At 72.6% G+C, this 20988-nt stretch carries 21 protein-coding genes and 1 pseudogene; 11 read left to right on the forward strand and 11 right to left on the reverse strand.

Annotation, left to right across the window (positions count from 1 at the left end; translation table 11 throughout):
* Positions 1 to 456: pseudogene (locus A949_RS33920) on the forward strand (MFS transporter); the annotation flags it as partial.
* A 135-nt stretch (positions 457 to 591) separates the two neighbouring features.
* On the opposite strand, the gene A949_RS0119465 reads toward A949_RS33920, so the two are convergent.
* Positions 592 to 1758, reverse strand: coding sequence for a hypothetical protein (locus A949_RS0119465; protein WP_019357697.1), 1167 nt, complete (start codon positions 1756 to 1758; stop codon positions 592 to 594).
* Between the two features lie 133 nt (positions 1759 to 1891).
* On the opposite strand from A949_RS0119465, the gene A949_RS0119470 reads away from it, so the two are divergent.
* On the forward strand, positions 1892 to 3103 hold the full coding sequence (locus A949_RS0119470) for a cystathionine gamma-synthase (protein WP_019357698.1): 1212 nt from the start codon (positions 1892 to 1894) through the stop codon (positions 3101 to 3103).
* A 101-nt stretch (positions 3104 to 3204) separates the two neighbouring features.
* On the opposite strand, the gene A949_RS0119475 is transcribed toward A949_RS0119470, so the two are convergent.
* From A949_RS0119475 to A949_RS0119485, 3 genes are all read right to left on the reverse strand, one after another.
* Positions 3205 to 3459, reverse strand: coding sequence for a hypothetical protein (locus tag A949_RS0119475; protein WP_019357699.1), 255 nt, complete (start codon positions 3457 to 3459; stop codon positions 3205 to 3207).
* On the reverse strand, positions 3446 to 3976 hold the full coding sequence (locus A949_RS0119480; RefSeq protein ID WP_019357700.1) for a sigma factor-like helix-turn-helix DNA-binding protein: 531 nt from the start codon (positions 3974 to 3976) through the stop codon (positions 3446 to 3448). The genes A949_RS0119475 and A949_RS0119480 overlap by 14 nt, the downstream gene beginning before the upstream one ends.
* Positions 3977 to 4211: 235 nt before the next feature.
* Entirely contained in the window at positions 4212 to 4769 is a 558-nt protein-coding gene (locus tag A949_RS0119485) for a MarR family winged helix-turn-helix transcriptional regulator (RefSeq protein WP_019357701.1), read from the reverse strand.
* 218 nt (positions 4770 to 4987) lie between these two features.
* Between A949_RS0119485 and ilvA the strand changes: the two genes are divergently transcribed.
* From ilvA to A949_RS0119500, 3 genes are all read left to right on the forward strand, one after another.
* Complete coding sequence (gene ilvA / locus A949_RS0119490; RefSeq protein WP_019357702.1) at positions 4988 to 6235, forward strand: threonine ammonia-lyase; 1248 nt, start codon at positions 4988 to 4990, stop codon at positions 6233 to 6235.
* Positions 6236 to 6470: 235 nt separating this feature from the next.
* Entirely contained in the window at positions 6471 to 7547 is a 1077-nt protein-coding gene (locus A949_RS0119495) for a daunorubicin resistance protein DrrA family ABC transporter ATP-binding protein (RefSeq protein ID WP_026004830.1), read from the forward strand.
* Positions 7544 to 8404 (forward strand): ABC transporter permease, encoded by an 861-nt coding sequence (locus A949_RS0119500; protein WP_019357704.1) that lies wholly within the window; start codon positions 7544 to 7546, stop codon positions 8402 to 8404. Before A949_RS0119495 ends, A949_RS0119500 begins: the two co-directional genes overlap by 4 nt.
* 102 nt (positions 8405 to 8506) lie before the next feature.
* Here the strand turns inward: A949_RS0119500 and greA are convergent, their stop codons facing one another.
* Both greA and A949_RS0119510 read right to left on the reverse strand, forming a co-directional pair.
* Positions 8507 to 9004 (reverse strand): transcription elongation factor GreA, encoded by a 498-nt coding sequence (greA, locus tag A949_RS0119505; protein ID WP_019357705.1) that lies wholly within the window; start codon positions 9002 to 9004, stop codon positions 8507 to 8509.
* Positions 9005 to 9203: 199 nt separating this feature from the next.
* A complete protein-coding gene (locus tag A949_RS0119510; RefSeq protein WP_019357706.1) occupies positions 9204 to 9623 on the reverse strand; it encodes a DUF4307 domain-containing protein in 420 nt (139 codons plus the stop codon).
* 177 nt (positions 9624 to 9800) lie between these two features.
* Between A949_RS0119510 and mca the strand changes: the two genes are divergently transcribed.
* From mca to msrA, 3 genes are read left to right on the forward strand one after another with little or no spacing between them, the layout of a single operon-like run.
* Positions 9801 to 10679 carry a mycothiol conjugate amidase Mca gene (mca, locus tag A949_RS0119515; RefSeq protein WP_026004831.1) on the forward strand — a complete coding sequence of 293 codons (879 nt, stop codon included), beginning with the start codon at positions 9801 to 9803 and terminating at the stop codon, positions 10677 to 10679.
* Positions 10680 to 10683: 4 nt separating this feature from the next.
* On the forward strand, positions 10684 to 10992 hold the full coding sequence (locus tag A949_RS33925) for a hypothetical protein (RefSeq protein WP_019357708.1): 309 nt from the start codon (positions 10684 to 10686) through the stop codon (positions 10990 to 10992).
* Positions 10993 to 11047: 55 nt separating this feature from the next.
* Positions 11048 to 11713, forward strand: coding sequence for a peptide-methionine (S)-S-oxide reductase MsrA (gene msrA, locus A949_RS0119525; RefSeq protein ID WP_019357709.1), 666 nt, complete (start codon positions 11048 to 11050; stop codon positions 11711 to 11713).
* Between the two features lie 72 nt (positions 11714 to 11785).
* Here the strand turns inward: msrA and A949_RS0119530 are convergent, their stop codons facing one another.
* Both A949_RS0119530 and A949_RS0119535 read right to left on the reverse strand, forming a co-directional pair.
* Complete coding sequence (locus A949_RS0119530; protein ID WP_019357710.1) at positions 11786 to 11998, reverse strand: DUF397 domain-containing protein; 213 nt, start codon at positions 11996 to 11998, stop codon at positions 11786 to 11788.
* The gene (locus tag A949_RS0119535; RefSeq protein WP_019357711.1) at positions 11973 to 12797 is read right to left on the reverse strand and encodes a helix-turn-helix domain-containing protein; all 825 of its coding nucleotides are present in this window, start codon (positions 12795 to 12797) and stop codon (positions 11973 to 11975) included. Before A949_RS0119535 ends, A949_RS0119530 begins: the two co-directional genes overlap by 26 nt.
* A 106-nt stretch (positions 12798 to 12903) precedes the next feature.
* On the opposite strand from A949_RS0119535, the gene A949_RS0119540 reads away from it, so the two are divergent.
* Together A949_RS0119540 and A949_RS0119550 are read left to right on the forward strand one after the other, a co-directional pair.
* Positions 12904 to 13116 carry a hypothetical protein gene (locus A949_RS0119540; RefSeq protein WP_019357712.1) on the forward strand — a complete coding sequence of 71 codons (213 nt, stop codon included), beginning with the start codon at positions 12904 to 12906 and terminating at the stop codon, positions 13114 to 13116.
* A gap of 537 nt (positions 13117 to 13653) precedes the next feature.
* Positions 13654 to 14532 (forward strand): potassium channel family protein, encoded by an 879-nt coding sequence (locus tag A949_RS0119550; protein ID WP_026004832.1) that lies wholly within the window; start codon positions 13654 to 13656, stop codon positions 14530 to 14532.
* Here the strand turns inward: A949_RS0119550 and A949_RS33930 are convergent.
* On the reverse strand, positions 14486 to 16234 hold the full coding sequence (locus tag A949_RS33930) for a hypothetical protein (RefSeq protein WP_019357715.1): 1749 nt from the start codon (positions 16232 to 16234) through the stop codon (positions 14486 to 14488). The two genes, A949_RS0119550 and A949_RS33930, sit on opposite strands and share 47 nt — an antisense overlap.
* Positions 16235 to 16358: 124 nt before the next feature.
* Here A949_RS33930 and A949_RS0119560 point away from each other — a divergent pair, with 124 nt between their 5' ends.
* Entirely contained in the window at positions 16359 to 17282 is a 924-nt protein-coding gene (locus A949_RS0119560) for a phosphorothioated DNA-binding restriction endonuclease (RefSeq protein ID WP_026004833.1), read from the forward strand.
* A 169-nt stretch (positions 17283 to 17451) separates the two neighbouring features.
* Here the strand turns inward: A949_RS0119560 and A949_RS0119570 are convergent, their stop codons facing one another.
* On the reverse strand, positions 17452 to 18684 hold the full coding sequence (locus tag A949_RS0119570) for a L,D-transpeptidase (RefSeq protein WP_019357718.1): 1233 nt from the start codon (positions 18682 to 18684) through the stop codon (positions 17452 to 17454).
* A 610-nt stretch (positions 18685 to 19294) separates the two neighbouring features.
* Entirely contained in the window at positions 19295 to 20842 is a 1548-nt protein-coding gene (hutH, locus tag A949_RS0119580) for a histidine ammonia-lyase (protein ID WP_026004834.1), read from the reverse strand.
* Positions 20843 to 20988: the final 146 nt, after the last annotated feature.

The raw sequence follows: 20988 nt of genomic DNA on the forward strand, positions 1-20988 counted from the left end.
TCCCCGTTCGCGGTGGCTTTCTTCGCGGCGGCGCTGCTCACCCCGCGGATCGCGGCGGCGCTCGGGCGGCGGATCGTGTCCCTGGGCGCGGTCGTCCAGGGCACCGGGCTGCTGCTGATGGCGCTGGTGCTCGGGGCGGGTTGGCCGCATCCGCCGCTGCTGCCGGTGCTCGCGGTGCTCGCCCTCATCGGCGTCGGCCAGGCGCTGGTGGGCCCGACACTGTTCCGGATGATCCTGGCCGACGTCCCGTCGGAACAGGCGGGTATGGGCAGCGGGGTACTGGTGACCAGCCAGCAGCTGGCGACGGCGCTGGGCGCGACCGTGGGCGGAACGCTGTATCTGTCGCTGGCGGGTCCGCTGTCGCAGCGCTCCGCCGCCGTGCTCGTCCTCGCTCTGCTGGCCTGCTTCTCGGCGACCGTTCTGGCGATCAGCCGGAGACTGCCCGACCCACGGTGACCCGGCGGCCCCCGGTGACCGGCCACCGCGCGCCCGGTTGCACCGTCGAGCAGCGCCGTCGACCGGCCGGGCGCACCCCCGGGTGGGCCCGCGGCGTCCGCCCTCCCGGCACGCACCACCGGAGGCGCGCCGCGCTCAGTGCGGGGCGCGGGCGCCGCCCGCGGCCTCCCAGCCGGCCACCGCGAGGGCGCGGTAGGCGGCGTAGGCGGCGGCGGGGTCGCCCTCGTCCACCCACGGGACGGCGCCCACGTGGCCGTCGACGGCGGCGACGGCCTCCATGGCCTCGCCGTAGCGCTCGGCCCGCACCAGGAACCAGACCAGCAGATGGAGGACGTGCGGGCGCACCGGGTGGTCGTCCTCGACCTGGTCGACGGCGTACTCGGCGGCCTCGATGGCGTTGCCGATCTCCTCGCTCCGGTACAGCCCGCGCACCATGTTCACCTCGGGCAGGTGGTTGTAGACCGCGAACAGCGGCAGCGCCGCCAGCAGCGAGCCCTCGGGCGCCTGCGCGGCGGCGGCGCGGGCGAACGCGTCGGCCTGCTCCTTGGAGCCCGCGCCCCGCGCCGACCAGTAGGGCAGCGCCGCCAGATGGGCGCCCATGTGGTCGGGTGCGAGCCTGCGGACGGTGCCCCACAGGGACTCGAAGTCGGCCTCGCGGTAGCCGAGGTGGCGCGCGAGGGTCAGCTCGGTCAGCTGCGGCGTCGGGTCGGCCGGGGCGAGCTTCGCGGCGTCACGTGCGACGTTGCGCGCCTCCTCCAGGATGATGCGGCGGCTGTCGGGATCGCTCTCGGCCAGCGCCTGGAAGACCAGGAACTGCGCGTACACCTGGGCGCCCCCGTGGTCGCGCGGCTGCTGGGCGCGCCACTCGCGCAGCCACCGCGCGTCCGGCAGTACGGCGGCCGGCTCCTTGCTGAAGGACACCCCGGCGCTGCCGGTGTCCGCACCCGCGGCGGCGCCGTGCTCCCGGGACCGGGCCAGTTCCATGGCCGCGGCGCCCGCCAGGGACTGCACCCGCTGCCAGCGCAGCTCGTACTCGTCGCCGGTGAAGGCCAGCAGGTGCGCGACCGGCTGCCAGTCCTGGGTGCGCTGCGCCTCCTCCAGCGCCTCGACCAGTTCCCGGTCCGGCCCCGGCAGCCGCACATCCAGCGCGTCGGAGGGGACGAAGCCGTACCCGGCCGTCGGATCGACCGCCTGGGCCAGGCCCCGGGCTCCGTCCTGCCGCAGCTTCCTGCGGCGCATGGCGGGGTAGACGACCACGCCGAAGACGGCGGCGAGGGCGAGCAGGAGGAGCAGGGCTTCCATGGCGTCGGATCTCCACGCTGTGACGGGCGGCTGGGCGGGGCGGCACGCCCCGGGGGCGGTACGGCCCCGGAGCGGTACGTCCCCGGGGAGGAGTGCGCCCCACTCCACCGTACGGCCCACTAGTCTCGCCCCCATGAGTGAGCAGCGCGACAACGGCATCGACAGCGGGGCGGACGGCACCCCGGACACCCCGCGGCAGAGCTTCGAGACCCTCGCCATCCATGCGGGGCAGGCCGCCGATCCGAGGACGGGGGCGGTGGTGCCGCCCATCCACCAGGTCTCCACGTACAAGCAGGACGGCGTCGGGGGGCTGCGCGGCGGCTACGAGTACAGCCGCTCGGCGAACCCGACCCGCAGCGCGCTGGAGGAGAACCTGGCGGCGCTGGAGGGCGGCAGGCGCGGGCTGGCCTTCGCCTCCGGGCTGGCCGCCGAGGACTGCCTGCTGCGCACCCTGCTCACCCCCGGGGATCATGTGGTGATCCCGGACGACGCGTACGGCGGCACCTTCCGGCTCTTCGCCCGGGTCGCCGAGCGGTGGGGTGTGCAGTGGTCGGTGGCCGACTCCTCCGACCCGGCCGCCGTCCGCGCCCAGCTGCGCGAGCGCACCAAGGCGGTCTGGGTGGAGACCCCCTCCAACCCGCTGCTGGGGATCACCGACATCGCGGCGGTCGCCGAGGTGGCGCACGGGGCGGGCGCCCGGCTCGTGGTCGACAACACCTTCGCCAGCCCCTACCTCCAGCAGCCGCTCGCGCTGGGCGCGGACGCGGTCGTGCACTCGACGACGAAGTACATGGGCGGCCACTCCGACGTGGTGGGCGGCGCGCTGGTCGTCGGCGACCCCGCGCTCGGCGACGAACTGGCCTTCCACCAGAACGCGATGGGCGCCATCGCGGGGCCGTTCGACGCCTGGCTGGTGATGCGGGGGATCAAGACGCTGGGCGTGCGCATGGACCGGCACGGGGAGAACGCGGCCCGCGTGGTGCAGCTGCTGACCGCGCACCCGGAGGTGACGGAGGTCTACTACCCGGGGCTGGCCACGCATCCCGGGCACGAGATCGCGGCCAAGCAGATGCGCGGCTTCGGCGGGATGGTGTCCTTCCGGGTGGCGGGCGGCGAGGAGGCCGCGGTGCGGGTGTGCGACCGGGCGCGGCTCTTCACGCTGGGCGAGTCCCTGGGCGGGGTCGAGTCGCTGATCGAGCACCCGGGGCGGATGACGCACGCCTCGGCGGCGGGCTCGGCGCTGGAGGTGCCGGCCGACCTGGTCCGCCTCTCGGTGGGCATCGAGTCGGCCGACGACCTGCTGGCGGACCTGACGCAGGCGCTGGAGGGGGCCGCCGCGGCCTGAAGCGGCGCGGGGCCGGGGCGCGCGGGGTCACCGGCCCACGCCGCGGGCGGGGACGTCGTCCCGGGTCAGCGGCTCCCCGGCAGGCGGGCCGGCGTCGCGGGTCACCAGCCCACCGCCGGCGGGGTCGTCGTCGGGGGCGGGGCCGACCAGGGGTGCGCCACCAGCGCCCAGCAGGCCAGGGCCAGCAGCCCGGCCAGCACCCCGGTCCACAGCGCCGCACCGAGCGCCCGGCGGCGCCGCAGCAGCCGGGCGCCCGCCGCCAGGGCCCGCTCCGCCAGGTCGGCGGGGACGGGCTCGGCGGCGCGCTGCTGGACCAGGCGCCGCACCTCGGCCTCCTTGCGGTCAGGCGGGTTCATGGGCGCTCTCCGCCGCGTCCTGCTCGTCCCGTGGGGCGGGTGGGGCCGGTGGGGCCGGTGGGGCGTCCACCGCTCCGCGGGCCGGGCTGCTGAGCACCGTCGCCATGGCACGGGTGTGCAGGGCCCGCACCCGTTCGACGGCGAGCCCGAGGCACGCGGCGACCTGCTCCTCGGCGATCCCCTCGTGCAGCCGCAGGACGAGCACCAGCCGCTCCTGCGGGCTGAGGACGCCCAGCAGCCCGCCGCGCGTCCGGCGGTGCCGTCGGCCGGTACGGGCGAAGCGGAGGGCCAGCGCCTGCCGGGTGTGCTCGTAGGGGTCGTCGCCGCGCAGCCGGGCCCAGTCGGCGCGGGTCCGCGCGAGCGCCCGCACCAGCAGCCGCTCCGCTTCGGGGGCGGCGCCGGGAGGTTCCGCGGTCAGCAGGGTGGCGGCATGCAGCAGCCGGCCGCCCGCGCCCGCGACGAACGCCTCGAACTCCTGGGCGCGGAGGCTCTCCTGCCGTGCCTGACGCTCTCGCACGCCGCCTCCCGTGCCGCCTATGGGACGGCAGGCAGGGAGATCAAATCAAGAGGCGCGACAGCACCGCGGCACCACCGCGCCGCCGCCCGGAACCTGCCCCGGGCTGCCGGGTGCCGAACCGTCCCGGCCCCGGCACCGGAGCGCTCCGCACACCCGTGCGGCGGCGCCCCGGCGGTGGCACTCGGTCCCGGCGGTGGCACTCGGCCCCGGCCGCCGGGGGTGCGCCCCTCGCGGGTCAGGAACCGGACTCCGGCGGCTGCGAGAGGCTGCTCGGGTTCAGTTCGAGCATCGCCGTGTTGAAGCGGGTCAGCAGCTTGCAGAACGTCCCGCGCTCCTCCTCGGTCCAGTCCTTGGTGATGAGCTGCATCAGGTTGCGGCGGGAGGAGCGGACCTCCTCCAACCGGGCCTCACCGCGCGGCGAGAGCTGGAGGACGACGGCGCGTCCGTCCTCGGGGTGCGAGGTGCGCTTGACCAAGCCGGACTCGACGAGCGGGGCGACCTGCCGGGTCACCGTCGAGGAGTCGATGCCCATGCCGGCGGCGAGCGCCTTGACGCCCATCGGGCCTTCCTGGTCGAGGCGGTTGAGCAGCAGATAGGCGGCGCGGTCCATGGAGTTGCGGGCCTGGCCGAGTCCGCCGAGGCGGGTCTGCTCCGCGCGCCGCGCGTACACCGCGAGTTGGTGCTGCATGGCGTCCAGCGCGGCGGTTCCGGAGGCGGCACCGTCGTCGGCAGGCACCGCGGAGTCGTCCGGCGCGTCGGGGGTGTCTGTCGTCATGTCCGGATGCGTGGGCATGGCAGGTGCGCTCACTTCGTCGATCAGCAGGAGTTTTTGTTGAGTTTTGACAGTTCTGGGGTGGTCTGTTGGGTGTATCGACCTGAGGTGGTGGCCACAGAGTACGCGGAGCGGACCCACGCCGTACCTCCACTGCACGAACCAGTGACGCGGACCACCCCGCGCGGCCGCCCGGGCGGTGACCCGCCCACCCGGCGGGCGGCTGCCAGACTGGCGGGATGGTCACCAGCGCAGCTCCCGCCGCCGCCTCCGGGCACCCCGAACTCCCCGTCTCGCTGGACGCGGTGCGCCTCGCCCGCAAGACGCTCGCGGGCATCGCCCGCACCACCGCCGTCGAGGGCAGCCGGCACCTCTCCTCGCTGGTCGGCTCGCCGGTGCACCTCAAGTGCGAGAACCTCCAGCGCACCGGATCGTTCAAGCTGCGCGGCGCCTATGTGCGGATCGCGGGGCTGACGCCCGAGGAGCGGCGCCGCGGGGTGGTCGCGGCGAGCGCGGGCAACCACGCGCAGGGCGTGGCGCTGGCGGCGTCGCTGCTGGGGGTGCCCTCGACGGTCTTCATGCCGGTGGGGGCACCGCTGCCGAAGGTGGCGGCCACCCGCGACTACGGAGCGCGGGTGCGGATGCACGGTCAGGTGGTGGACGAGACGCTCACGGCGGCCGAGGAGTACGCGCAGGCCACCGGGGCCGTCCTCATCCACCCCTTCGACCACCCGGACGTGGTGGCCGGGCAGGGGACGCTGGCCCTGGAGCTGCTGGAGCAGTGCCCCGAGGTGCGGACGGTCGTGGTGGGCGTCGGCGGCGGCGGGCTGCTCGCGGGCATGGCGGTGGCGATCAAGGCGCTCCGCCCCGATGTCCGCGTGGTGGGGGTGCAGGCGGAGGGCTCGGCCGCGTATCCGCCGTCGCTGCGGGCCGGGCGTCCGGTGGCGCTGGGCTCCGTCGCCACGATGGCGGACGGGATCAAGGTCGGCCGGCCCGGTGACGTGCCGTTCGAGATCATCCGGACGCTGGTCGACGACATCCGCACGGTGTCCGAGGACGCGCTCTCCCGGGCGCTGCTGCTCTGCCTGGAGCGGGCCAAGCTGGTGGTGGAGCCCGCGGGGGCGAGTTCGGTCGCGGCGCTGCTGTCGGCCCCGGACAGCTTCGAGGGGCCGGTCGCCGCGGTGCTCTCGGGCGGCAACGTCGACCCGCTGGTCCTGCAGCGGACGCTGCGGCACGGCATGGCCGCGGCCGGCCGCTACCTGTCGCTGCGGCTGCGCCTCTCGGACCGGCCGGGGGCGCTCGCGGCGCTGCTCGGGGAACTGTCGCTGGCGGACGCCAACGTGCTGGACGTCGGCCATGTGCGGACCGATCCGCGGCTGGGCCTGGACGAGGTGGAGGTGGAGGTGCACATGGAGACGAAGGGCCCGCAGCACTGCGTGGAGGTCGCCTCGGGGCTGCGCGCCGCGGGGTACACGGTCATGAGCTGAACGGGCGCGAGGCGCCTCGCCACGGCTGCCACGACGCGGCGGCACAGGACGCGGCGGCACAGGACGCGGCGGCACAGGACGCGGACTATCGCGTATTCCTTGACGCGATACATCGCGTCGTTTCATACTGCTGTGCGACGGACCCCGGTTCGCCGCATCTCCGTACATGCCGGAACTTCCCGGCACCTCTAGCATTTTCGTAGCGTGTCACGCTCCACACTCTGGGAGTCCATCCATGCCAGGTGCCATTTACGCCGAAGGGCTGGTGAAGACCTTCGGCGAGGTGAGGGCTCTGGACGGCGTCGACCTCGACGTCCCCGAATCCACCGTGCTGGGCCTGCTCGGCCCCAACGGCGCGGGCAAGACCACCGCGGTCCGAGTACTGACCACCCTCCTGCGGCCCGACGCGGGCCGCGCCGTCGTCGCCGGTCTCGACGTCCTGAAGAACCCGACCGCCGTACGCCGCTCCATCGGCCTCTCCGGCCAGTTCGCCGCCGTCGACGAGTATCTGACCGGCCGCGAGAACCTGCAGATGGTCGGGCAGCTCTACCAGATGTCCGCACGCGACGCGAAGAAGCGCGCGCGGGAGCTGCTGGAGCGCTTCAACCTCGCCGACGCCGCCGACCGGACGGCCAAGACCTACTCCGGCGGCATGCGCCGCCGCCTCGACCTCGCCGCCGCGCTGGTCGTCAGCCCGCCGGTGATGTTCATGGACGAGCCCACCACCGGCCTCGACCCCCGCAACCGGCAGCAGTTGTGGGAAGTCATCGAAGAACTGGTCGCGGGCGGCACGACGCTGCTGCTGACCACGCAGTACCTGGAGGAGGCCGACCGGCTCGCGCACGACATCGCCGTCGTCGACCACGGCAAGGTCATCGCACGCGGCACCTCCGACCAGCTCAAGGCCCGCACCGGCGGCGAGCGCATCGAGGTCGTCGTCCACGACCGCGCGGACATCCCCGCGGCCCGCGGCATCCTCGACAGCCACGCACTGCCCGGCCCGGCCCACGAAGGCTGCACCGTCGAGCAGCACACCCGGAAACTGACCGTCCCGGTCACCGGCGGCGCCAAACTGCTGGCCGAGGTGATCAGGGAGTTGGACGGCCGCGGCGTCGAGATCGACGACATCGGACTGCGCCGCCCCACCCTCGACGACGTCTTCATCTCCCTGACCGGCCACGCCGCCGAAGACGCGCGCGGGCCGGGCACGGCCGACCAGGACACACCCCCGAACCCGGGACCGGACGGGGACCGGTCCGCAGCACAGCAGCCGGGCGCGCACGCGCCGGAATCCGAGGAGACCACGCCATGACCGCCGCAGCGCAGGCGGAGTCGCCCACGGCCCCCAGCGGCCGCGGCGGCATCGCCCAGTCGATCACCGACTCACTGGTGATGGCCAAGCGCAACCTGATCCGCATGGTGCGCATCCCCGAAGTCGTCATCTTCGGACTGATCCAACCGATCATGTTCGTGGTGCTGTTCAGCTACGTCTTCGGCGGTTCCATCAAAGTCCCCGGCGCCGGCACCGACGCCGGCTCCTACCGCGAGTTCCTGATGGCGGGCATCTTCGCGCAGACCGTCACCTTCGCGACCGCCGGCGCCAGCGCGGGCATCGCCGAGGACATGCACAAGGGGCTTGTGGACCGGTTCCGCTCGCTCCCGATGACCCGCGGGGCCGTACTGACCGGACGCACCCTGGCCGACCTGGTGCAGACGGCACTGACCCTGGTCGTGCTCGCCGTCGTCGCCGCACTCGTCGGCTGGGCCCCGCACGACGGCATCCCCGAAGCGCTCGCCGGCTTCGGCCTGCTGCTGCTGCTCGGCTACGCCTTCACCTGGATCGGGGCGCTGATCGGGCTCTCGGTACGCACCCCGGAGGCCGCCACCTCCGGCGGGCTGATCTGGCTGTTCCCGCTGACGTTCATCTCCGTCGCCTTCGTCCCCTCCCAGAACATGCCCGCCTTCCTGCAGCACATCGCCGAGTGGAACCCCTTCAGCGCCACCGTGGTGGCCTGCCGCGAACTGTTCGGCAACCTGCCCGCCGGCTACCCCGTCCCGGACGCCTGGCCCATGCAGCACCCGGCCGCGGCCTCGGTGATGTGGTCCGTGGTCATCATCGCGGTCTTCCGCACCCTGGCGGTCCGCAAGTACCGCTCGTCCACCGGGTGAACGCCGCGGGCCGCACGGCCCGCGGCGCACCGTCACACACGCGGCGGACGGCCCGCGCGATTCCGCGCGGGCCGTCCGCCGCAGGCGTCGGGGGATCCGACATCAGCTCCGGTAGGGCTTCGCCTCCATGATGCGGACGGAGGCCATCTTGCCGTTCGGCAGCTCGTACTCGGCGTCCTGGCCGACCTTCTTGCCCATCACGCCGGAGCCCAGGGGCGACTGCGGAGAGTAGGTCTCGATCTCGGAGCTGGCGTACTCGCGGGAGGCCAGCAGGAAGGTGATCGTGTCGTCCTCGTCACCGTCGAAGGCGATCTTGACCACCATGCCGGGCTCCACCACACCGTCGTCCGCCGGAGCCTCACCGACCTTGGCGTTCTCCAGGAGCTGCTGGAGCTGCCGGATACGCAGCTCCTGCTTGCCCTGCTCCTCCTTGGCCGCGTGGTACCCGCCGTTCTCGCGGAGGTCGCCCTCCTCGCGAGCCGCCTCGATCTTCTTGGAGATCTCGGTGCGTGCAGGACCCGACAGGTACTCCAGCTCGGCCTTGAGCTGGGAGTACGCCTCCTGGGTCAGCCAGGTGACGTTGTCGCTGGTCTGGGTCACAGGTGCTCCTCGTCGGTACTGGGATATGAAGCTGATGCAGAAAACGCCCTACCAGAAAGGGTGCGCCTGCACTGGTGGGCGAAACCACGAGCTTAACAATTCCGCCGGAAAAGGGAAGAAGACTCCGGCTCCACCCCAGGTCAGCAGGGTCCGCCGGACGGGCCGGAACGACGGCCGGACGCCGGGCGGGCCGCCCGCCTCAGCGCTCCTGGCAGCCGATCAGCTCGGCGCTCGTGGCGCGCGCCGTGGTACGCACGGTGACGACCTCGTCCACCCGGGAGGTGCCCGCGGCGAACTCCGCGTTCTTGCGGCCCACCTCGCTGCCGTCCTCCGCGCGGGTGCGCAGCGTGCACACGCCCGCGACCCCGGCCTCCTTGCGCACCTCCACATGGACCTGCACCGCGCTGTCGGAGACCACCTTGAACTTGATCAACTCGCCGCTCACCTGCTGGCCGGAGATGTAGTCGACCCCGAACCAGCCGATCAGCGCGAGCATCAGCACCCCCAGCACACCGCCGGTGACCTTCAGCCGACGGTCCGTGCGCGCCTCCGCGCCCGCGGACCGGCCCGCGGCACGCCCGTACCGCCCCTCGGGGACCTGTTGACGCAGGTCGACCATGGTCCGTTCCTCCAGGCAGCCGCTCCGACCGTGCTCCGCCGACCCGGCCGGAGCCGGGCGGGCCCGGACCGGGAATACATCACGGTGCTGATTCGGTCACTATAGAAGCCGCTCCCGAATCCGCCGACGGCGGGCGGGGCCGATGGCGGAGCCGCTTTGACCTATGAGGATTGAGTTGTGACTGAGCAACTGCGACTGATGGCCGTGCACGCACACCCCGACGACGAGTCGAGCAAGGGTGCGGCCACCATGGCGAAGTACGTCGACGAGGAAGTGGACGTGCTCGTCGCGACGTGCACCGGGGGAGAGCGGGGCTCCATCCTCAACCCGAAGCTCCAGGGCGACACCTACGTCGAGGAGCACATCCACGAGGTGCGCCGCAAGGAGATGGACGAGGCCCGGGAGATCCTGGGCGTGAAGCAGGCGTGGCTCGGCTTCGTCGACTCGGGCCTCCCCGAGGGCGACCCGCTGCCGCCGCTGCCCGAGGGCTGCTTCGCCCTCCAGGACGTGGACGAGGCCGCCGGAGCACTGGTGCGGCTCATCCGCGAGTTCCGCCCCCAGGTGATCACCACCTACGACGAGAACGGCGGCTACCCGCACCCCGACCACATCATGACCCACAAGATCTCGATGGTCGCCTTCGAGCACGCGGCGGACACCGAGAAGTACCCCGAGGAGGCGTTCGGCCCGGCGTGGCAGCCGCAGAAGCTCTACTACAACCAGGGCTTCAATCGGCAGCGCACCGAGGCGATGCACCAGGCGATGCTGGACCGCGGCCTGGAGTCGCCCTACACCCAGTGGCTGGAGCGCTGGGAGAAGATGGGGATCAAGGAGCGCGAGATCACCACCTTCGTACCCTGCGGCGACTTCTTCGAGATCCGCGACAAGGCACTGATCGCGCACGCCACCCAGATCGATCCGGACGGCGGCTGGTTCCGCGTCCCGATGGACATCCAGCGGGAGGTCTGGCCGACCGAGGAGTACGAGCTGGCGAAGTCCCGCGTGGAGACCTCGCTCCCCGAGCACGACCTCTTCGCGGGCATCCGCGAGAATTGACGGTATGAGCCCGACGCAGACAACGCTCGCCCAGGTCCTTCCGCTGGCGAAGGACCTGGACGAGAACAAGGTGACCCCCGGCGTGCTCGGCTTCGTCGTCTTCGCCCTCATCGGCGCAGCCGTGTGGATGCTGATGAAGTCGATGAACAAGCACATGCGGCGCGTGGACTTCGAGGAGCCCGCCGGCACCGCGCCCGCGGCGGCGGGCGCCACCGGCGGGACCGCCGAGGGGACCGACGCCGACGGGACCGACGCCGCCGACGCGCGCAAGGCCGAGGCCGCCGCCCCGGCACCATCCGAGCGAAAGGGCTGAGCGGCCCCCGCCGGCCGCCCGGCCCCCTCGCCGCGACCTCCGTCTGGAGAACGACATGCTGTTCGGCAGGTTCAAGAACCGCGTCCCCACCCCCGAGGAAGCCCTCCAGGGCCGCCCCGAGCCGGAGTACGCGGTACCCGAGCGCCACACCGTGCTCGGCACGGCGCTCCAGGGCCCGTACCCGGAGGGCCTGGAGATCGCCGACTTCGGCATGGGCTGCTTCTGGGGCGCCGAGCGCGTCTTCTGGACGACCGAGGGCGTCTGGACGACCCTCGTCGGCTACCAGGGCGGATCCACCCCGAACCCCACCTACGAAGAGGTCTGCTCGGGCCTGACCGGGCACACCGAGGCGGTACGCGTCGTGTACGACCCGGCGAAGATCTCCTACGAGACCCTGCTCAAGCGCTTCTGGGAGTCCCACGACCCGACCCAGGGCTTCCGCCAGGGCAACGACACCGGCACCCAGTACCGCTCGGCGATCTACACCCACTCCCCCGCGCAGGCCGCCGCGGCCGAGGCCTCCCGGGACGCCTACCAGCAGGTCCTCACCGGCTCCGGACACGGCACGATCACCACCGAGATCCTCCCCGCCGAGGGCCGCCCCTTCCACCCCGCCGAGGGCTACCACCAGCAGTACCTCGACAAGAACCCGGGCGGCTACTGCGGCATCGGCGGCACGGGCGTCAGCTGCCCGATCGGCCTGGCCCCGTCGGGCGAGTGACCCCCAAGACGAACGCCCCCGCTCAGGCACGAGCCGGGGGCGTCAGGGGCTCTGAGTGCAGCGACTCCCGGCCTACCCCTGATGGAGGCCGGTGACGAACGAGGACCATGCGGCGCGCCCGAAGACGAGGGCGGGACCGTCCGCGATCTTCGAGTCGCGCACAGGGACGACCGCGGAGTGCCCGTCGCCCACCTCAACGCAGTTGCCGTTGCTTGCGCCGCTGTAGCTGGACTTGCGCCAGGCGGTGAGTGCTGACGCCTTACGGATGTGCTGGCCGCTGTCCATCTTGGTATCCCTCTGCAACAGCCCTGATCAGGGCTAGTGACTCCTGGTGCGACAGGGCGTCGCCCAGGGCGAGATCGTAGGACACGAGGGACTGTTCGACCACCGCTGGCGAATCGAGCACAGTCCCGGTGTTCAGGCCCTCGACGTAGGCAAGCGGCGCCATGTCGGCAAACCGCATGAGCGTCACACCGCTCTCCATCAGTGCATGTGCCCCGACATTGAAGGGCAACACGTGTACGCGAATCCTGTGTTCGCCCAGGTGAACGATGTGCCGCAGCTGTTCAGCCATAGCGCGATGCCCGCCGACGGGGCGGCGCAGTACAGCCTCGTCAAGCAGGGCCCAGACCTCCGGGGTCAGCGAATCCTCAAGAATCTTGGCCCTGGCGAGTCGTGTGCGAACGTTCTCCGCACACTTCTCGTCACTCACGCGAGGGAATCCACGGGCGAAGACGGCGCGTGCGTACTCCTCCGTCTGAAGCAGTCCGGGTACCAGCGAGTTCTGATACTCGCGGATCATGACCGCCTGCGGCTCCAGCTCCGCAACCTCCTCGAAGAATGCCGCTAGGTTCGCGTCCGGCAAGAAGCGGACGAACACTCCGCCCGTGTTCAGGGCCTGGTCAAGACGCTCCGCGTCTTCCCTCGACGGCAAGCGGCGCCCGGCTTCAATGTGCGCGATGTGGGACCGGGAAAGGACGGCCGACTTGCCAAGCTGGGCTTGCGTCAGCCCCGCACGCTCCCGGCGCTCCCTCAGTTCCTCCCCGTACGCGTTCCGCTTCGCCTGCTTCTCCGACAGAGCCATTCCGCGTCCTCCGTGTGCACTCCGCGTCAGCACTCCTGCACCCCTGGCGACGGTACGTCCTCGCGATTCACCGTGGAGCCAAGTCGGACAGAAGAGGTGAACGCACATGAGCGTGCAGGGCAGTTCGGAACTCCAGAAGCTCAAAGAAGTGATGGATGCCCGGGAGGAACTGGCAGCGGCCTTCAAGAGCGCCGGGGTCTCATTCCCCGCGATGGACGTGCGGCTCGAGTCCACGTACGGACTGATCGCCCTGGGCGAGGTCTCCCCTGCGACCGCGCGGGAGATGGCGTCAGTCATCGCGACGGGAGCGGGCCTGTGAGCAGGACGCGTCCCCGCGGGAAGCACGCGGCCTATGCGGGCGCAGGTTGCCACCATCCCCGGACACGAGTGGAAGACGGCCGTACCTACTGCGACGTCTGCGGCGCCCTGCTGTACGACCGGCCGTCGGAAACTCGTCGCTCGCGAGCCAGTATCCCGGGCAGATTCGTCCGCACTCTGACACGTGGGGAAGGGGCGGCTGTGCTTCTCCTGCTCATCGGCGCCGGCTTCGGCTTCCTGGGCCTGTTCGCTCTCTACGAGACGACCGGCCCCTGAGCGCTGCCCAGCGCTGCGGCGGACCGCCACGCTCGCCGCAGTGCCGGGCGGCGCGCCGTGGGCACGCGGGGCGACCGGGATGACCGGGCGCCGAGCTCGGTTCCTGTCTCATTCATACCCGAAGGGGTCGGCGACCCTGCTTGCCGGTCTCGCGGCGGATGACCGGGGCCGGCGCCCGGGCTGGTCCCCCGGGCGTGCCGTCGGCACCGAAGGCACGGGTCACCTGCTGTGTCCGGGGCGCCGCGGAGCGCATGCTGGGTGGATGGATTGGTTGGTGTCGCTCCTCGGGGCCGGGCTGGTGCTGGCCGCACTGCGGGATCTGTTCCACACGCTCTGGCATCCGACCCGCAGGGGCGGCGCCAGCCGCCTCGTGATGACGGCGCTGTGGAGGCTGTCGCATCTGTTCCCCGCGCGCCGGGGCATGAACGAGCTGGTCGGGCCGCTGGCGATGGTGACGGTCGTCGGGATGTGGACCTGTCTCGTGGTCCTGGGGTGGGCGCTGGTCTATCTGCCGCACATGCCGGAGGGGTTCGCCTTCGGGGCCGGGCTGGCGCCGCACGAGCACGGGGATCTGCTCGACTCCCTGTACGTGTCGCTGGTCAACCTGGCGACGCTGGGGATCGGGGACATCGCGCCGACCGCGGGCTGGCTGCGGCTCGTCGCACCGCTGGAGGCACTGGTGGGGCTGGCGCTGCTGACCGCGACGGTCTCCTGGGTGCTGCAGATCTATCCCGCGCTCGCCCGCCGGCGGAGCCTGGCGCTGCGGCTGGCCATGCTGCGCCGCGTCCAGCCGCCCGCCCAGTATCTGCACTCCGCCACGGGGGCGGCGCTGCTGGAGGGCATCGCCGCGGAAGTGGTGCGGATCCGCGTGGATTTCACCCAGTACCCGGACGCCTACTACTTCCATGACGGCGAGGAGGACCTCTCGCTGGCCGCCACGATCGGCTTCGCCGTCGACCTCGGCCGCCGCGGGCACTCCAGTGAGCAGAGCGAAGTGCGGCTGGCCGCCACCGTCCTCGGGAACGCGCTGGCAGACCTCGCTCTCGCTCTCGACCAGCGGTTCCTGCGGACGGGCGGCACTCCAGCGGAGGTCTTCACCGCGTACGCGCACGACCATGGGCGGCGCCCTCCCCTGCCGTGACGGGGTCGGACGACTGCGCGTCCGGGAGCCGGCCGCCGGAGGGCCGCCGGGGCGCCCCGAGGACCGTCGGTGGAGGAACCGCGACGCGCCAGCCCGGGTTGTAGGTGTGCGGGACCGGGTGCAGCCGCCAGTCGGCCCGCGCCGCCCAGGCGGGCAGCGGGGCGCCGCGCAGGACGAGGGCCTGGGGGCGGCCCTCCGCGGGCGGGTGGCCCTGCGCGTACCGATGGCCCTGCGCGGCGGGGCGGCAGCCCGCGGTGTGGGCGACGGGGATGGTGGCGCTGTTCCCGTCCAGTACGCACGGAGGGCGCACGCCGTGGGCGCGCAGGACGCGTTCCATGCGCTGCCAGTCCTGACGGGCCGCTGCCTGGATGCCGGAGTGGAGGTCCAGCTGGTGGAGTTGGAAGCCGAGGTGCAGCAGCGCCACGGTCGCCGCGAGCGGGACGAGCAGCCGCAGTTTCCGCGCTGCGCACGCCCGGCGGAGCGCTCCGCACACGCCCAGCGCGGCCACCGGTGCCAGCAGCGCGTAGGTGGGCAGCAGGAAGCGCGGCGCCGCGTAGTCCATGAAGAACAGGTACGGGACGGCCACGGCGGCCGCCGCCGCGGCGGGCAGCACCGCGAGTGCCGTACGGCCCTCCTTGCGCGCCGTGGTGACGCCGAGGGCGACCAGTGGCGGGATCAGCAGCCACCATGCGGCGGACGCCCATCCGACGGTCACCCCCTCGCAGGGGCGGCAGAGCAGCGGCCCGTCCAGTGCCGCGGCGTGCCGGAACACGGTGTCCAGGGACAGCTGGAGGTGCATCCCACCCTGGATGTCACCGGCCGCCCGCACCCGCTCCAGTACGCTGCCGAAGCGCAATCGGGCCTCCACGGCCCAGGGGAGCAGCCCGAGCAGCACCCCGGCCGTCGCGGCGAGCGCGACGCCCGGCGCCGGGACCGGTGCGGATGTCGACACCGGGGCCTGGGAGCGTGGCGGTCGGCCCGGTCTCGATCCGCCCGGCCCGGGCTTCCGCCGACCCGGGTCCAGCCGGGTCCACAACGCGGCCCCGAGCAGCACCCCGACCGGCCAGACGGTGTCGTTGGGCCGTATCAGGGTGGCGGCAGCCAGCGCCGCCGCCACTGCGGCCCAGGTGCGGGCGCGGTCCCGGACCGGTCCGCAGCCGGGCCCGGACCCCGGCGCGGCTGCGGACGCGACCGACGCCCCTGGTCGGGCCCCGGTCCCGTACGGCGGTGCTGCCCCGGGCGCGGGCACGCAGCATCCGAGGGCCGCGGTCAGCCCCATGGCGACGTAGTGGTTGGGCATCGCGGCGCCCGCGTAGAACAGCGCGAACCACACGCTGCTGTACAGCGCGGCGGCGAGCGGCACCACACCTCGCCGGGCGACCGCGCGCAGCCACGGCAGGAAGCCGAGGTAGAGGGAGAGTGCGGCGGCGACGGTCAGATAGCAGCGCAGCAGCGGCACGGAGTGGCCGACGGCGGCGACCGGGGCGATCAGCAGCGGCACGCCGCGGGTCCGTGGGGCGCTGAACGGCGTCTCGGGGCCGTAGGGGGCGAAGCGGCTCGCGTAGACGAGTTCGTCCCAGCCGAGCGGCAGCCCGGGGTGGACGACCGCCAGCGAGAGCGCCCCGAACGCCCCGCAGACACCGGCCAGCCACCAGCGGTCCCGGCGGCCCGCCCGCTCGGTATTCCGCGCAGATGTGGACATGGACGGCATCCTGCCGCCGCGGCGGTGCCGTGCGGCGCAGGCACCGCCGCGCGCCGGGCCGCGGGCGGGTGGCAGGACGGCACGGCGTACCCTCGCTCGCGTGGTGGACGTGGACGTGGCGGACGTGGACTGGGTGGGGCGGGTCGGCGGGCTGCGGCAGTGGACCTCCGGGCCGGAACGGGCGCCGCACAAGCCGCTGTTGCTGCTGTACGCGCTGGGCCGGTTCCAGGCAGCGCCGGAGAGCGGGCTGCGGTACACGGACGTCGAGGAGGACCTGGCCGGGCTGCTGCGCGAGTACGGTCCGCCCCGCCGGACGTCGCCGGGCTATCCCTTCCACCACCTGGTGAGCGACGGCGTGTGGGAAGTGCGCACGGACTCCGGCGCGGACAGCCCGGGTCCCGGCGTCGGGCGGCTGCGGGAGAGCGGCGCGGTGGGCCGGCTGGTGCCGGAGCTGCGCACGGCGCTGGACTCCGATCCCGCCCTGCTGTCCGTCCTCGCCCGCACTCTTCTCGACCTGCACTTCCCGCCGTCCCTTCAGGAGGACGTCGCCGCGGACGCGGGGCTGGATCTGGAGGCGGCGGACCTGGCGCGGATGACCGGCGTGCCCGGCGGGGCGGCCGAGCGGGCACGAGTTGCGGTCCACCGCCTCGTCCGGGACCCGGGTGCCGCGCGGCGGCTCCGCGCCCGGGTGCTGGCCGCGTACGGCAACCGCTGCGCCTTCTGCGGTTTCGACGGCGCGCTGGGCCGCCGCCCGGTGGGGCTGGAGGCGGCGCATGTGCACTGGTGGGCGTACGACGGGCCGGACGAGCTGTCGAACGCGCTGTGCCTGTGCTCCCTGCACCACAAACTGTTCGACAAGGGCGTGCTGGGTCTGGACCCGGGGCTGCGGATCACCGTCTCCGCCCGTTTCTCCGGCGCGGGCGCCGCGGCCCGCGCCCAGGTCCGGGAACTGGCCGGCCGCCCGGTGGCGGCGCCGGAGGAGGCCGGGGCGGCGCCGGTCGCCGCGCCCTACGCTCGGTGGCACACCACGCAGGTCTTCCGGGGTTAGGCCGGGGGTCAGCGGGCCGGTTCGGGAGGGTCGGCCGCCGCGCCCCACTCCCCCATGGCCCGCAGTACGTCCCCGGAGGCGATGACCCGGCTGGTGAGGGGGGCCCGCACACGGCTGCGGGCCCCGCGAAACGCGGGGCCCGCAGCCGTGTGGCGGAGGTGCCGGTGGATCAGACCGCGGAGCCGGCCTTCCACTCCGACCAGTTCATGTTCCAGCCGTTGAGGCCGTTGTCGGGCTGGATCGTCTTGTCCGGCGAGCCCTTGACCACGACGACGTCGCCGATCATCGAGTTCTCGTAGAACCAGCCGGCGTCGGTCGAGGTGCTGCCCGCGCCGCGGGTGTCCTTGAGGCCGACACAGCCGTGGCTGGTGTTGCCGGAGCCGAAGGGCGCGCCCCAGTAGTTGCCGTGGATGAAGGTGCCCGAGGTGGACAGTCGCATGGCGTGCGGGACGTCCGGGATGTCGTAGCCCTCGGCGCCCTTGCGGCCGAACCCGACGGTGTTGCCGTCCATCCGGGTCTCCTTGTGCTTCTCGGAGATCACCATCTGTCCGTTGTACGTGGGGTTCTTCGCGCTGCCGGCCGAGATCGGGATGGTCTTGACGACCTTGCCGTCGCGCTCGACCTTCATCTTGTAGGACTTCACATCGACCGTGCTGACCTGCTTGCGCCCGATGTTGAAGGTGACCTTCTTGTCCTGGACGCCGACGTTGCCGTTGCCCGCCTTCACCCCGTCGAGGCCGAGGTCGAGGGTGACCTTGGTGTTGGGCTGCCAGTAGTCCTCGGGGCGGAAGTCGAGGCGGTCGTTGCCGAACCAGTGGCCGACGACCTCCTGGCCGCTGCTGGAGCTGACCTTGATCGCGGACTGGACGGCCTTCTTGTTCTGGATCTGCTTGTCGAAGGTGATGGAGACCGGCATGCCGACCCCGACCGTGGAGCCGTCCTGACCGACATAGGTGCCGATGAAGCTGTGCTCCGGTGCGACGGTGGTGAAGGTGCGGTTCTCGACGGCCTTGCGGCCCTCGCCGTCCTTGGCCGTGGCGCTGATCTCGTACTTGGTGGCCCGCTCCAGCTGCTTGCCGGGCTTCCAGCTCTTGCCGTCCGAGCCGAGGCTGCCCTCTATGGTGGCGCCGCTCTGGACCGCCTTGAGGCTCACCTTGGTGAGCTTGCCGCCGGTGACGGTGACGTTGCCGCCGGTGTTGATGCTGGCGTTGTCGGCCCCGTCCTCGGCGGAGATCTTTATTCGGGCGGACGAGCTGTCCTTCTCGGCGGATATGTCGTTCTTGGTGGCCGACTTCTCGGTGTCGTCGCCGTCGTCACCACCGCCGCAGGCGCTCAGCGTGAGCACCCCACCGAGCAGCGCGGCCGTGACCGCGAGACCCCTGCGGTGCTTCCCACCCGTCATCACTGGCTTCTCCATCTGCCTTCGGAACCCCATGTCTCCCCGGTAAAAAAGCTGCGCAGCCCCCACGGCGTCCGAAATCGGACAGGTGCGCTCCCGCTCTTTGCACAAGAACGCACCGGGGACTATGACCGGTTCCACTTTCTGTCAAACTGTGGTCCAGGACACCTGTCCGCCTGGTGTATGACCTCTCCTGGTTCCCAGGAAAAGCGGAAGTATGACTTCCCCCTTGCCTCCGCTTCTCAGTAACATCGGCCCGCGTACGGCCAGTTCACCACTGACCCCCAAGCCGTACGCCGTACCCACGCACCCAGGAGGGCGTTCGTGTCCGAGGCCGGACCCTCGAAGCTGTCAGTCCACCGCCGACCTCTGGCCACTGCCGCGGCGGCCGGCGGAGTCCTGCTCGCTCTCGGGTTCGTACCCACCGCCAACGCTACCCCCGAAAAACCTGAACATCCCACCCATCACAGCAACTCTGTGACGCGGTTGGAACATGCCGGGGGCGCGGCGGCGGAGTGACCAGCCGGTCACCGCGGGCGACGCCGCGCGGCTCCGCCGCCGCGGGCGCCGGATCCCGCCGCCCGCGCGCCCGGCACGGTCCGTACCGGCGCAGCTAGGCGAGCGGCCCGGTGACCGGCCGGATCGCGTCCAGCAGCGCGCCGGAGCGGACGAAGTCCTCGGCGGCCGCCAGGTCCGGCGCCAGGTAGCGGTCCCCGCCCGGCCCCCCGGCCCCGGCCTCGCGCAGCCCCGCGATCACGGCCTGCGCCGCCCCGCCGGGCGCCAGCCCGGCCGTCCCGGAGCGCAGCTCGACCGCCCGGGCCGCCGCGTACACCTCCACGCCGATCACCCGGGCGAGTCCGGCGACCGCCGTGCGCAGTTTCCGGGCCGCCGACCAGCCCATCGACACATGGTCCTCCTGCATCGCGGAGGACGGGATGGAGTCGACCGAGGCGGGCACCGCCAGCCGCTTCAGCTCGCTGACCAGCGCGGCCTGCGTGTACTGGGCGATCATCAGCCCGGAGTCCACACCCGCGTCGTGGGCCAGGAACGGCGGCAGCCCGTGGGAGCGGTTCTTGTCCAGCAGCCGGTCGGTGCGGCGCTCGGCGATCGAGGCGAGGTCCGCGACGGCGACGGCGAGGAAGTCGAGGACGTAGGCGACCGGGGCTCCGTGGAAGTTCCCGTTGGACTCGACCCGCCCGTCGGGCAGCACCACCGGGTTGTCCACGGACGAGGCCAGCTCCCGCTCGGCGACCGCGCGGGCGTGCGCGAGCGTGTCCCGGCCCGCTCCGGCGACCTGCGGCGCACAGCGCACCGAGTAGGCGTCCTGCACCCGCGGCGCGTCGTCCTGGTGGTGGCCGGTGAGGCCGGACCCCTCCAGCACCTTGAGCATGTTGGCCGCGCTGGCGGCCTGCCCCGGGTGCGGCCGGACGGCGTGCAGCTCGGGGGCGAGCACCCGGTCGGTCCCCAGCAGCGCCTCCAGCGACAGCGCCGCCGCGACATCGGCGGAGCTGAACAGCCGCCCGAGGTCGGCGCACGCCATCAGCAGCATGCCGAGCATTCCGTCCGTGCCGTTGAGGAGCGCCAGCCCCTCCTTCTCGCGCAGCTCGACGGGGACGAGGCCGTGCTCGGCGAGCAGCTCGGCGGCCGGGCGCAGCTCGCCGTCGGGGCCTTCGGCCTCGCCCTCGCCCATCAGCGTGAGGGCGCAGTGGGAGAGCGGGGCGAGGTCGCCGGAGCAGCCGAGCGAGCCGTACTCGTGCACCAGCGGTGTGATGCCGGCGTTGAGCAGGTCGGCCATGGCCTGGGCCACCTCGGCGCGTACCCCGGTGCGGCCGGAGGCGAGGGTCTTCAGCCGCAGGAACATCAGCGCGCGCACCACCTCGCGCTCCACTCGCGGGCCCATTCCCGCGGCGTGCGAGCGGACGATGTTGCGCTGGAGCTGAGCGCGCAGGTCCGGGCCGATGTGGCGGACGGCGAGGGCACCGAAGCCGGTGGAGACGCCGTAGACCGGGTCGGGCTTGGCGGCGAGGTCGTCGATGAAGCGGCGGGCGGTGCGCAGCGCCTCGCGGGCCTCCTCGGCCAGCTCGACGCGGGCACCGTCCCGGGCCACGGCGACGACCTCCTCGGGGCTGGTGCCCGAGCTCCCGACGACCACAGTGTGCATATTCATATTCACGAACCCTAGTGAGTGAATTGCCATCTGTCACGAGGCGTGGGTGGACCCCGGGCTAGGAAACCTAGTTTTCTGCCTAGACCCCCTAGGTCTAGGCTGCGGACCGTACGCGGCCGACGCCGGAGAGGATGGTGAAC

The sequence above is a fragment of the Streptomyces sp. AA1529 genome (assembly GCF_000280905.1).
GTDB lineage: Bacteria > Actinomycetota > Actinomycetes > Streptomycetales > Streptomycetaceae > Streptomyces.

Bases quoted from the DNA above. Each gene is read 5' to 3' on its own strand.
- A949_RS0119465 (WP_019357697.1), bottom strand. From the start codon at position 1,758: ATGGAAGCCCTGCTCCTCCTGCTCGCCCTCGCCGCCGTCTTCGGCGTG.
- A949_RS0119470 (WP_019357698.1), top strand. From the start codon at position 1,892: ATGAGTGAGCAGCGCGACAACGGCATCGACAGCGGGGCGGACGGCACC.
- A949_RS0119475 (WP_019357699.1), bottom strand. From the start codon at position 3,459: ATGAACCCGCCTGACCGCAAGGAGGCCGAGGTGCGGCGCCTGGTCCAG.
- A949_RS0119485 (WP_019357701.1), bottom strand. From the start codon at position 4,769: ATGCCCACGCATCCGGACATGACGACAGACACCCCCGACGCGCCGGAC.
- ilvA (WP_019357702.1), top strand. From the start codon at position 4,988: ATGGTCACCAGCGCAGCTCCCGCCGCCGCCTCCGGGCACCCCGAACTC.
- A949_RS0119495 (WP_026004830.1), top strand. From the start codon at position 6,471: ATGCCAGGTGCCATTTACGCCGAAGGGCTGGTGAAGACCTTCGGCGAG.
- A949_RS0119500 (WP_019357704.1), top strand. From the start codon at position 7,544: ATGACCGCCGCAGCGCAGGCGGAGTCGCCCACGGCCCCCAGCGGCCGC.
- A949_RS0119510 (WP_019357706.1), bottom strand. From the start codon at position 9,623: ATGGTCGACCTGCGTCAACAGGTCCCCGAGGGGCGGTACGGGCGTGCC.
- A949_RS33925 (WP_019357708.1), top strand. From the start codon at position 10,684: ATGAGCCCGACGCAGACAACGCTCGCCCAGGTCCTTCCGCTGGCGAAG.
- msrA (WP_019357709.1), top strand. From the start codon at position 11,048: ATGCTGTTCGGCAGGTTCAAGAACCGCGTCCCCACCCCCGAGGAAGCC.
- A949_RS0119530 (WP_019357710.1), bottom strand. From the start codon at position 11,998: ATGGACAGCGGCCAGCACATCCGTAAGGCGTCAGCACTCACCGCCTGG.
- A949_RS0119535 (WP_019357711.1), bottom strand. From the start codon at position 12,797: ATGGCTCTGTCGGAGAAGCAGGCGAAGCGGAACGCGTACGGGGAGGAA.
- A949_RS0119540 (WP_019357712.1), top strand. From the start codon at position 12,904: ATGAGCGTGCAGGGCAGTTCGGAACTCCAGAAGCTCAAAGAAGTGATG.
- A949_RS0119550 (WP_026004832.1), top strand. From the start codon at position 13,654: ATGGATTGGTTGGTGTCGCTCCTCGGGGCCGGGCTGGTGCTGGCCGCA.
- A949_RS33930 (WP_019357715.1), bottom strand. From the start codon at position 16,234: ATGTCCACATCTGCGCGGAATACCGAGCGGGCGGGCCGCCGGGACCGC.
- A949_RS0119570 (WP_019357718.1), bottom strand. From the start codon at position 18,684: ATGACGGGTGGGAAGCACCGCAGGGGTCTCGCGGTCACGGCCGCGCTG.
- hutH (WP_026004834.1), bottom strand. From the start codon at position 20,842: ATGCACACTGTGGTCGTCGGGAGCTCGGGCACCAGCCCCGAGGAGGTC.